This window comes from Lederbergia panacisoli (assembly GCF_024626525.1).
GTDB lineage: Bacteria > Bacillota > Bacilli > Bacillales > Bacillaceae_C > Lederbergia > Lederbergia panacisoli.
The window spans coordinates 15,653-27,637 of the sequence record NZ_JANJGU010000027.1 but is presented as its reverse complement, the minus strand read 5'-3'; the positions used below and the strand labels follow the sequence as shown (position 1 = coordinate 27,637).

Sequence of the window (11,985 nt, the reverse complement as noted above, 5' to 3'; positions counted from 1 at the left end):
TATTGGCATGCACACTAATTATATAGAAGGTTTAGGTTGGTAAATAGTTTGGCAAACGGTGGTAAGTTTCTTGTCATTCGGTGGTAAATAATATGGCAGAGGTGGTAAATTCAAGTGGCAGTAATCACTAACCGCCCTATTGCATCCCCCCTTTAAAAAACGAAATTTTCTTACCTTTCTATATTATTGCACACTTATGACTATTTATCTATAATTCTACAAATTTCTTCTATAAATCCGACATTTATTTAAAATAATACCTTTAAAAGGAAGAAAATTAGTAATAAAGATGTGATTGAGTAGATAGTACAAAAGGGCTACGTTCCAGATTCTTTTCTTTTATTTTTCGTCTGTAAAATCTGCGTCGCGTGTTATGTAACCGTCAAGTAGAATTTAACAGTTTTTTATAAATACGACTATTTATGGAAAACTGTTGATTCTAGTTTAACGTTTACAGGCTAATTAATATAAAGCAAAACAGATTGAACAATGTATTGATATATGTACAAAAAAATAAGATTTTTTAAATTCATTTATGTTTTTTCAAAAGATAGAAAAACTCACAAAGAACGCATTATATACGTTAATTCTATTTTTTGTTGTATTAATTGAATAGATTTTTAGTTGAAGTAAATTCATGATCTTAGTTAAATAGAAGGATTTCCCCTCTTTATGTCGAAGATTAGGACTAAAGGAGGGGAATGTTCTTGAAAATAGAAAAAGGCATTAAAAGTTATGTTGATCAATTAACAGAAGAAGAAGCGAAAAAACAACTTGAACTTCTTCTACTTAATTACAACAAAATTGGAAAAGAAAATTACAGCAGGTATGATTGTATGGAGTATTACGGAGCATTTTACCGTGATATAGTCATTAGAGATGTATTGTGAAACCATCTCTTCTAAAGTTGCTTTTTTATATTAGTAAGCAAGGGATTCAAGCGCAATTTGAGCAAAGAGCGCCACAGTGAGTATTGCGGCCAGAATGAGCCACCTTTGCGGAGTTTTGAGCCACTGTTTGCGGACAATAGAGCCAGCTAGTGCGGATAAAAGAGCCACTATTAGTAAGGGTAAATGCTACTCTACTGCCAAATATAGAGTAAATTCGCTAGTCCGCCACCATTGACTTAACTTTTGTCCGTGTGGTGGATTTATCGCAAGTGTGGCAGAAATAATGCCTAATAGGCACACCTGCTCAAACATGATAACACGGACAAATCGCTTCTAAGCATCCGCTGGTGGGGCCCCGCCCCCTTCCAACGGATACTAAGAATCGGACGTTACAGTCAATGGCAAGCAGCTACGCTTTGGCTCTGAGTTCCGCAAATGGTGGCTCTTTTATCCGCAATGAATGGATCAAAACTCCGCAGTCGTGGCTCAATTCATCTGCAATAATCAGAATACTACTTACACAAGATTTTACGCAGATCCTTTATACGTTTCCTCTTGCCAAATACAGATTAGATGCGGGGTTATTTTCCTTTTGAGTATGTAATGTAACTAGAACAATGGTAAGTTTTTGTTGCGGCATATGAAAAGCACCTCCATTTAAATTGATATCTTTAATACCACTGGAGGTGCAGATCTATTTATATGCGTTCTTTGAATACGGGCTTACAAAACACAATCTTACAAACACCATTTGTAAAAACAGGTTAATAATTTATTGCTTAACTAATCTATTAACTTTTTTTCTTACTTTACGTAACACTTTACTTAAATAAGAAGGTGCAACCGTTTTATTATAATCCTCAATTATATAATCCATATGATTTATGAAAGCTTTAAAATCTTTTTGTTTTTCCGCAATTTTGTAAGCTTTAAAGCTTTCTTGTGATAATACAGCTCTCTTTGCATATATCTTTTTTCTTTTGTTACTATGTTTGTCACTTGGTAAAACTCTCTTTTTTGGTCTCCATTCGTTATTTTTATCTTTCAGATATAAACGATAAGATAACCCATCTCTTCTATGTCGAAAACCACCAGCTTGCGATTCAAAGACCTTTTCCGGACTAATCTCCTCAATATGAACTTTATCTTCCTTACTTTCTTCAAATATCTTTTGTATAACTGGATTTCTTACTACTATTACATTGGTACCCTTACTATCTATTGAATATTCAGGCAACCATGCATCACCCAATGTCACATCTGCAGTTTCTGCTAATACGTCATCACAAAATTCACAAGCATTATATTTGAAAAGACCATGTCCCCAATTTGTTGTATATAACTCCCTCGAAGGTGCACCTAAAACTACATCTTTTCCATTTTTCTCACCTTCTACTTCAACACCATAATCGTATGCAAGCCTACCCTCTAGTTTCTTTCTAAAATCAATACTTTTTAGTTTTTCAGGTTCTATTCCTAGTTCCCAACCTATTGATTTTGCGAACATGTCGCTCTTTAAGTGACCACAAACCAGTCCAATGAAATATTTAATTCGTTCTTTGACTTCCTTATCTTGATCAGCTAATAATCTAATAGATTTAATAAAGCAAGGTATTCCAACTATTGCATATTTACCTTTATTTTCTTTTACCAATTTAATTACCTGAGACATTTCTATAGGGTAATATCTAGATTTGGCGCCATTATATAGCTCACTTTCACTATGGGAAATTTGGTATTTAAATAAAACTTGATTACTATTATTTACAGACTTCACGTGAATAACTGCATCGACTAATTTTTTGTTGAGTAGCTGGGCAGATATCCAATTAGCCATTCCCCCAGAGCTACCCTTCTCTCTATATTCTCCTTCCTTTACATGTCCAACATAATTTTTTATATAATACCCTGTATACTTATTAAAACTAGTTTTTTCGTTATGTCCAAATAATTCCTTTCCAATCTCGGTCTCATTTTTACTATCACTGGAAAAAGGACATACCGTTAACGCATTTACTTCCAAATCTCTTTGTTGCATATTTTCGTTTAAAAATGGCCTATATTTACCGAATTGGTCTAACTTCATTGTAAGTGGGGAGTCCTTTAGACTAGCACAAACTCCACATCCAATACAAAAGTCATTCTCAACTACAGTATTCATTAATTCAATAATTCTTTCGCCCATAATACACACCCTTTATTAAGTATTATTACCGAATTCAAATTTAATCCAAACCCATCCATAACTGCTTAATAACCTTATTCCAAAATATCTTTTAACTTATCATAAAAGTTTTGGTTAAAGTAAGGTTCCAATTTATATTCATATTCCATACTGTATATTTTTTCCACGTAACTTTTTACATCTTTTATATCCTTCACGTGAAACACATAGTCTCTAAATTCTTGTGGAAACCACTTAACTCCTGAACTTAATTTATGGTCGGTAGACGATAAAACTATAACAGGAGTATTTGTAATTAATGAGAAGATAGTACCATGATATCGATCAGTAATTATAACCTTATACTTTGAATACTCTTCCAGTATTGAATTTATTGTAGCTTCTCTGTTATTACTTATATATTTTGCATCCTTATTTATAGTAGTGTCGGTTATTTCAGTTTTATCGAGGTGTCCCAAGTGACTAACTAAATCAGAAACTTCTGATTTAGAATATAGAGCCTCCTTGTCATTTCTCATACATAATAAAATTCCATTTCTCTCATTAAAATACTGTTTAGTTCCAATTAATGTTGTAACAACATCAGGGAATTTTATTAAATTACAATTAGAAAAAATCCTTTTAGCTGTATCATATGAAATATCATCTCTACACATAAAAGTTAAATTAGGATGACTATTATAAATCTGAATAGCTTTCTTTTCTTCTTCTGGGTCCTTATAGTAAATAGTTTGTGGTAAAACAACAATATGTTGATCTATAAATTGCTTGACTGTTTCACGTTGCATATTTTCTTCAAGCATATATAAATCAGTTGTATGGTACCCACTGTGTAAAAATAGTTTATCATTACTTTTGATATGTCTTTTAATTAATTTCATAGCTTTATAATTATTACCCGATATTGCTTTTGTATCAAAACAATAAACACTGTGATCCTTGTAATTCCTATTAACCCATTTAATAATACAATAAGTTTGAGCTTGGTCACCCATATTACTATGATATGGTGCTCCAAACACAAAACACTTTTTGCCATTATCTTTAATAAGATTATTTTCTAATTTCTTATAAAAAACCTTATTATCTATATATTTCCTCACTCTATTCCAAACTTTTTTCTTCATCATTATTACTCCTTAAATTTATATTTCCAAGAGAGATACCTTCCCATACGTTAAGATAAGCCCCCGGAATAATCCATTCTAGTTAAACTACTATAACTTTCTCTTAAATCTATTTTTAAAAGTGTTTTTAACCTTTTTTAGTATTGCCGTTCTCTCATTTTTATTAAATATAATGAAAGCATTTATAATTAACGCTAATAGAGTACTAGCTACAGCTATTCCAAATAGTTCAAACCAATTATCTACTTGTATGTTTACTTTAAAGATCCAGCAAATCGCCATCATTACTAAAGAGCACACACTTCCTCTTAATATTGCTTTATAAAAGGAATTCCACTTTACATCAAGACATTTAGCTGCATAAAGGGGAGTGAAAATTAAATTTCTCAAGGTTCCTACTATTAATGCAGTTAAAGGTATCGCAATAATTCCCAAAGATGTAGTTTTCAAAAGAACAACCACTATAATTAAGTTTAGGACACCTGTTATTAGCAAAACTAACGATGGAACTTTTAATTTGTTTGTGACTGTATAGACATTAAAAATTGTATTAATACTCCCAGTTATTATCATAGGTATTAAGGTTAAATTGGATAACAAATATAATGAATTACTATTTTCGTTTGGAACCCATAACGAAAAGAATGTATCACCGAAAATAATTAAGAATGATATTGGTATTGTATTAATAAGGCTCATCACCTTTATTGAATTATTAATACTTATCAACAACTCTTTCCATTTCTTTTGGGCATACAAAATTGTAAACTCTGGAACAAAAACGTTAACCAATTTAGAAACAAATGATTGAATAAAAATAGGCAATATCTTTACTATTGCTAGATGCCCACCAGCTAATGGACCTAAAAATATGTTGGCAATGAGTAGATCCAGACTTGTTAGGAGTATAACGCTCAGTTGGTTAATTGAATTCCACACTCCTGAAGATATTAACTCCTTTACAGCTTTGAAATTAAACTTTAATAAATTCATTTTGATATTAGGAAGTAACTTATTAGTATAGTATATATTCGTTATAATTTTATAAAGGGTTGCTAAAGTTGTAGTAACTGTAATGAAATAAATCTTAGGACTAAAGACAATAAAAAGTCCTATTAAGACTGATACTCTTATAATGCTCCCTTCGATACTTCTTGCCTCTCGTAGGTCTAGCCTATTTCTAGAAAACGTTGCTACTGCAAATACATTTCCAATTAGGGCAATTACCATATTAAGAAAAGCAAACCCGAAAGTAAGCTGCACATCAAGTAATATTGTACTAGGTATATTTAAAAGATTACTTAAGTTTAAAATTGCTAGAACTGAAGGTATTATTAAAACTATTGATATTATTGTGTTCGCAACTAATACCGAATTAAAGTATGAATTAGCTTTTTCATTATTATTCGAATTAATCTCTATGGAAATAAACCTACTTGCCATAGAGTTTAAGGCTGTTGTAAGTATAGTAACATAGTTAACAAAGTTACTTGCTAACGGCACAAAGCCGTAAGCTCCACTACCAACCTTGTTGATTAAATATGGCGTTAAAAAAAAAGCTGTTCCTGCATTTATTATAAAACTTATTATGTTTGCTACCATATTTATTAACAATTGCCTATTTCTCATATATTATATCTCCCTGGTTTTATCTCTGATAGCAAATAAAATTTTTCAATGAAGTAAAAAAGCAATGATTATAGTGTCACATTATAAGAAATTGGCGAGTCTAAAGACATAAAAAATAAGTGAATATTTAATCCACCCTTACCATAAAAAAACTAAATTATATACATGAACTATCCAAACTGTTCCAGAATCAATGCTCTTTTTTTCAATTATCTAAAAGGGGGGTTCATGGACGTTTTAAAGATGCTTTACCGTTATCTCTATTATCTAATAGCTTACATATAAAACTTATTACAGCTTTTGGGTTATACTTAAATAGATAAAGTAAAATTCTCCTTTTCCCTTTTAACCTACAACCCTTAATTGAATAATAAAAATCTCGTTTATAATAGTTTATAAGATAATCAAAGAGTTCTCTTTTATTATCTAAATTAGAATTTAACGTTTTTCTCATTAAATTTCTTAGATTGCTTTCTTGTTTTAAAACAGCTTTTAACTTTAAATCAAATAGTTTTTTTTTCGAGTAAAACTCTATTTGATTTGAATATGCTTCTAATATATTAAGACGTTTAGGATTAAAATTTTCCCCCATAATACTATTACCCCTCTGTAAATAATAATACAATCCTTTAGGAGTGATAGCCACCTTCTTTGAAGAGAACAGCAGTTTATACATTGTGAATTCATCTTCGTGTATTTTCCCTTTTGGAAACCTAATATCAGCAAAGAGTTCTTTTTTATATAATTTATTCCACGCAACTACTGTAGGAACATAATTATTATTATAAAGATTATTTAATGCTTCAATATTATTTAGAACAATAGCATCTTTATTAATGTCGTCATTGTTCGTGTCATTATTATATTTAGTTTCGTTTCTCTCATACACCTTTATAAATTGGCATTGAGTTATATCAGCGTTATTTTCAACCATTAAATTAATCAAAGCTTCATAATACTCTTTATGAATATAATCATCAGAGTCTATAAAATTTATATATTTTCCAGTTGCAGCATTTAAGCCTTCATTCCTAGCGTCAGACAATCCTCCGTTTTTTTTGTGAATTACCTGTATTCGTTTATCCACCAACTCATAATGGTTACATATCTCCCCACATTTATCCGTGGATCCATCATTCACTAGTATTATTTCAAGATTGGTATATGTTTGATTAATTATACTTTCTATACACTTAGGTAAATACTCCTCTACGTTATACACTGGAACAATAACACTTATTTTATCATCCATAACATCGACCCCAGTAAAATTTACTTGTATTAATAAAATATATCAAAATTACTGCTAAACAATTAAACTCAACTTGTATTTATATTGTTCTGGCTACTCTTATAAATTTGTTTAATAAATTTATATGTTTTATGAATAAACATTGAAATAATGAAACACCCTAAATATTGATTTTTCCTGATAAGTTGCCATTGAAATCTATATGTTAACCTTAACTTATCTCCTTCTTTTGTATTTAGTAATTTTAGTATTTCCTTATCCTTAATAATTTTAAAAAACTCTATATATTTACTTTTTAATGTCTTAAGATTAGGTGCATTATAAATTAGATTCATTTTCCCAAAAATTGAGTGGATTATTCTATCATCTAGTATACGGTTATATTTATCTGTATTTATACCCCATTGTTTTAGAAGTTTACGGAGTGAATTCAAAAATAACATTGTTGAATACATATATCTGTAATCATATTTATTAACTGCAGATGTGTTATCTCTGACATAATTGTAAAGTGGAATGTCTATAAATATTCCACTTTCTATATACGTTAAGAACTCCATACTAAATAGTGCATCTTCAGCACAAATCATATCTTCTCTAAAATAAAGTTCATGGTTCTTAATAATAGTTGATTTGTGAAGCTTGTTCCAGCATGGAGCCAACTTTGAACTTTTGACACAAAAGTCATACAAATCCATTTTTGAATTTTTATCTATCTTAAAACCATTTATTAGAAAGCTTTCATTTTTGACAACCTTAGTATTATAAACATTATTATAGTTAAATATAATTGTGTCGTATTTCTTTATAAGGTAAATTTCATGTAATCTTTCTATTGAATCCAGTTCAATGCTGTCATCCGAGTCCACAAAAAGGATGTACTCACCTAAAGCTTCTTTAATTCCCATATTTCTTGCGGAACTTACCCCACCATTTATTTTTGTAATAACTTTGACACGTAAATCTTTATTTTCGTACTCTTGTGCTATTTTTTCACTATTATCTGTTGACCCATCATTAATGATAATAATCTCAATATCTTTGTATGTTTGGTTAATTAATGAATCTATGCAATACCCCAATGATTTTTCCGAATTATAAACTGGAATAATCACACTAACAAATGGAAACATATGAATACCCCTATCAGATAAAATAATAAAAGAAGAATTAATTAGTAGCAGTATTAAGGTATTTAATCTAAAAGAAATTTATTAAAAATTATAATGACTATTTTAGTGCACTAGGAATTAATCCGTAGCTACCATAATATTCGTCCATATTGTTAATTATTTGATTTAAATAAGGTGAAAAATGAACTTGAATTTCCTTAAAAAGGTCATCATTATTTCTTAGTTCACAGAATTGTTTATAGTAATTTATATATATTTGACCTGTAATAAGATCATGTTCTTTTCTAGCTCCAAGAATATCTCTAAATATGCCCAAATGTAACCCGTGATGAGGTCTAAATGAATAACTATAATAATCACTACTATCATTTATCGCCCCATTAAGAAGTTCTTTAGGCACTCCAATTCCTGATTTTACAATAAGCTCATAAAGAAAGAATTCATTATTAAACATTACTTGATTCCATTCAGTTGAGTTTTTATTCGCTAAATCTCCAAGAGATGTTTGAAGCTTAGGAATTACAGGTGCTATTTTAGCATAATACTCTGTAGTCTTAATAAAATGCAGTCCAGTAAGTCTTTTTATTTCACTTCTTGAATCTCTGTAATATTTTAGAGTTTCCTTTATACCAAACTTCACCAAAGCTCGTGCTATAAACTTGATATTTTGACTTTTATTCAACTTCCTTGTTCTTACGCAGTTACTATAGGGTAAATTAAGAAATTCACAATGCTTTATATGTTGTTCATAAAGACCAGGGTTTTCTCTACAAATAAAAATATCTATATCGCCAATATATATCGAATCAAACTCTAAAAATATTTCATCGTGCATTAACCAGCGGAAACAGCGGGAAACTTGCTCTATACTTTTAAGCTCAGGTGAAATTTTAAGTTTCGTATGGAAGTTTTCCACCACTTCAAAGTCTCCTAATTTATTCAATAATGCCAATTGCTCTTTTACATTTGAAAGGAGTTTATTATCAACATAAATCCTAATATAATAATCAGGATAACTTTTCAAGATTGAATATATATATATAGGTATAAAACTTTGGTATTTTTCACCATATACATAGGTAGCTATGCAAATTTTTTTCATAAATTATTCACTCATCCTTAATACTGATTAAAATTATATAAGTAAAATAAAATAAACTATCTCTCAGTTATTCCCATACTCTTTATTATCCTGACATATGCAAAACATAGTGTAATAACTATATGTGTAAATTTATCATAATAATTAATTGCACCGATATCAGCAACAAGTATACTTATTAGTAAAATAATTAAAGCTTGTGCAGTAAAATCTCTTTTTAATGCAGGTTTAAGTAAGTGTTTTAGGTTATAAATAAATAGTGAGTAATATAATAAGAAACCAATAATACCGTTATTAACAAGTATTTCAATATAATTATTATGTGCGTATGAAAAATTATATCCTGTTAACCTTTGAAAATAATATCCGTAATTTGAAATGCCATATCCCACAATGGGATTATTTTTAAATAATTCTAATCCACCTTCAATCATGACTTGCCTATAAAAAGTAGATTTGTCTATAGTGGAACTATCACCGAATGTGTAAATCCAAAACTCAGTTATTCTAGAAGTAACGATATTAAACGCCGGTATATAAAACGCTATATATCCAACACCTATAATTAAAAATAAGCCTATCAATTGTTTTCCAAATTTCTTTCCTTCAGAATTAAAATAATTTATTAATAAAACTCCCACTATGATTATAAGAAATGCCTTTTTTGAACCCGACATCATAGAAAAGAATATTGGAATAAAAGCTAGGAGAATATACATTCTTTTCTTATATATATATGCATAAAAAATACACAACACAGCAGTAACTGCTGCGTAGAATCCAAATACATTCTCTTGACTTATTTCTCCACCTAGTCTTACACCCTTAGTTATAGCTATAAGTATCCCTTGAGGCCCTGTCATTAAAAATGCAACAAAACACATTAATACACCACCATAAATAATATATTTAATAGCAGTATCAACATGTTTTTTTGTATATAAAATTTCATAAATTAGAACATTCATAATAAATAAATTAATTAATGTTAATGAACGTTTTAAACCACTATTGAAATCGGCTGCCCATAATAATGATCCACAGAACCATAGTAGAATAAAGAAAAACGATATATAAAATGGAGTTATTTTAATTTCTTTTTTCAACAAATATAAGAAAGTGAAAAAAGCAAGTACAATAAAAAGAAGTTTTGAAAAATTATATAAAAGTGGATGATCTGATATGGAAAATACAGTTAAAAGATAGAGTAGGAATAATTTAAAAGATAGTAAGTGTAGCTTACTTACTCTTATTGTGAGATTTATTTTATCTAGCATCTTAAAATCCCCTTTTTATATTTCCAATTTAATATACTTTATTCAACTTGATAAAATGTTAGATTTGGAATAGGGTAAGAAAAATCATTCTTTAATTCAACCATAAGAATGAAATTTTCCGTTAAACAAAATGGTTTCAATTAATATCTAACTTTGTTAAGTGAATATTATTTTTATCATATTATTCTATTAATTTTGTTGTAAAAATGTTTAACATCAAATTCGCAAGCTCTTTCTCGACCTACTTTTTTATAATTTTTCCTCATGCCCTCATTCGAGAGCAATACTGTCATAGCTTCAACTAATAGTTTACCCTTTTCAGATATTCTATTTATTGAATAACTTACTTCTTCCTCTAAGGCTGGAACTAATACTCCATATTTCTCAAAATTGATTTCCCAAATTTCTTGTTCTATATTTTCTTTCCCTAGTATTTCTGCTGGACCAACTTTACAATCTGTTGATAACACTGGAGCACCACAAAGCATTGCTTCAACAAGTGAATTTGGAAAGCCTTCGTGCAAAGAACTAGATACATATAAATCACACTTTGATATATATTTAAAGGGGTTTTCCTGGTATCCTAAAAATAGTACGTCCTCCGAGTACGATGATTCTGTAACCATCTGCTTAATTTGCTCTTCCATTTCACCACGATGACCAATTATAATCAACCCTGCATCTGGCAATGTTTTTTTTAATTTACAAAATGCTTGAACTAGATGCCAAAACCCTTTATCTTTTTTAAAAGTACCCACAGAACATATTGTTCTATGTTTATCAATAAATTTTTGAACATCGTCCTCAATAGCTTGTAAACTTAATTTTTTTATTGTGTCTGACTCATATGGATTTTCTAAAACCTGTATTTTGTCTTCGTTAATCTCAAATTTTTTTAAGAACTCATTTTTCATTCTTTGTGTTTGTACTAACATTAGATCTGATTTCTTCAATAATTTATAATATCTATTACTATTTTTCACGAAATCCCTGTATCCTCTACATGATAATACTTTTTTTGCTCGACCATTTGAGTCAGCATTTACAACATTAGCTGCATGTAAAAAACTAATAACTGTGTCCAATTTTAATTTCCTTTTATAGTATGATAATTTGACAATCCTTATAATTCTATTTAGTATTTTTATTAAAATATTTCCTTTAGCTTTACTGTTCAAGTCAATAAGGGTTCCGCTATATTTATAGCTAATCTTATTAGAGTCAAATAGAAAAAAATAAACCTCGTATTCATTACTTAATAGATTAGATATTATTGAAATAACACGTTCGGCACCACCTGATTGTAAATCTGGCACAAGAAGCCCAATTTTCTTCTTAGCCATTATCGCTCAATCCCCTTCTATGTCCAACATAAAATAAAACTATTTGA

The 11,985-nt window shown here is 29.4% G+C and carries 9 protein-coding genes; 1 reads left to right on the top strand and 8 read right to left on the bottom strand.

Annotation, left to right across the window (positions count from 1 at the left end; genetic code table 11):
* The first annotated feature begins 701 nt into the window (after positions 1–701).
* Complete coding sequence (locus tag NQ185_RS19690) at positions 702–890, top strand: hypothetical protein (protein WP_257583790.1); 189 nt, start codon at positions 702–704, stop codon at positions 888–890.
* Positions 891–1,662: 772 nt separating this feature from the next.
* Here the strand turns inward: NQ185_RS19690 and NQ185_RS19685 are convergent.
* From NQ185_RS19685 to NQ185_RS19650, 8 genes are all read right to left on the bottom strand, one after another.
* Complete coding sequence (locus NQ185_RS19685; protein ID WP_257583789.1) at positions 1,663–3,075, bottom strand: Coenzyme F420 hydrogenase/dehydrogenase, beta subunit C-terminal domain; 1,413 nt, start codon at positions 3,073–3,075, stop codon at positions 1,663–1,665.
* 74 nt (positions 3,076–3,149) lie between these two features.
* On the bottom strand, positions 3,150–4,202 hold the full coding sequence (locus tag NQ185_RS19680) for a polysaccharide pyruvyl transferase family protein (RefSeq protein ID WP_257583787.1): 1,053 nt from the start codon (positions 4,200–4,202) through the stop codon (positions 3,150–3,152).
* A gap of 90 nt (positions 4,203–4,292) precedes the next feature.
* Positions 4,293–5,831, bottom strand: a complete 1,539-nt coding sequence (locus NQ185_RS19675) for an MATE family efflux transporter (RefSeq protein ID WP_257583786.1) — start codon at positions 5,829–5,831, stop codon at positions 4,293–4,295.
* Positions 5,832–6,057: 226 nt separating this feature from the next.
* The gene (locus NQ185_RS19670; protein WP_257583785.1) at positions 6,058–7,083 is read right to left on the bottom strand and encodes a glycosyltransferase family 2 protein; all 1,026 of its coding nucleotides are present in this window, start codon (positions 7,081–7,083) and stop codon (positions 6,058–6,060) included.
* 68 nt (positions 7,084–7,151) lie between these two features.
* Complete coding sequence (locus NQ185_RS19665; protein ID WP_257583783.1) at positions 7,152–8,216, bottom strand: glycosyltransferase family 2 protein; 1,065 nt, start codon at positions 8,214–8,216, stop codon at positions 7,152–7,154.
* A 97-nt stretch (positions 8,217–8,313) separates the two neighbouring features.
* Positions 8,314–9,318 carry a hypothetical protein gene (locus tag NQ185_RS19660; RefSeq protein WP_257583781.1) on the bottom strand — a complete coding sequence of 335 codons (1,005 nt, stop codon included), beginning with the start codon at positions 9,316–9,318 and terminating at the stop codon, positions 8,314–8,316.
* A gap of 56 nt (positions 9,319–9,374) precedes the next feature.
* On the bottom strand, positions 9,375–10,595 hold the full coding sequence (locus tag NQ185_RS19655; RefSeq protein WP_257583780.1) for an O-antigen ligase family protein: 1,221 nt from the start codon (positions 10,593–10,595) through the stop codon (positions 9,375–9,377).
* A gap of 176 nt (positions 10,596–10,771) precedes the next feature.
* On the bottom strand, positions 10,772–11,938 hold the full coding sequence (locus NQ185_RS19650; RefSeq protein WP_257583779.1) for a glycosyltransferase: 1,167 nt from the start codon (positions 11,936–11,938) through the stop codon (positions 10,772–10,774).
* Positions 11,939–11,985 lie beyond the last annotated feature (47 nt).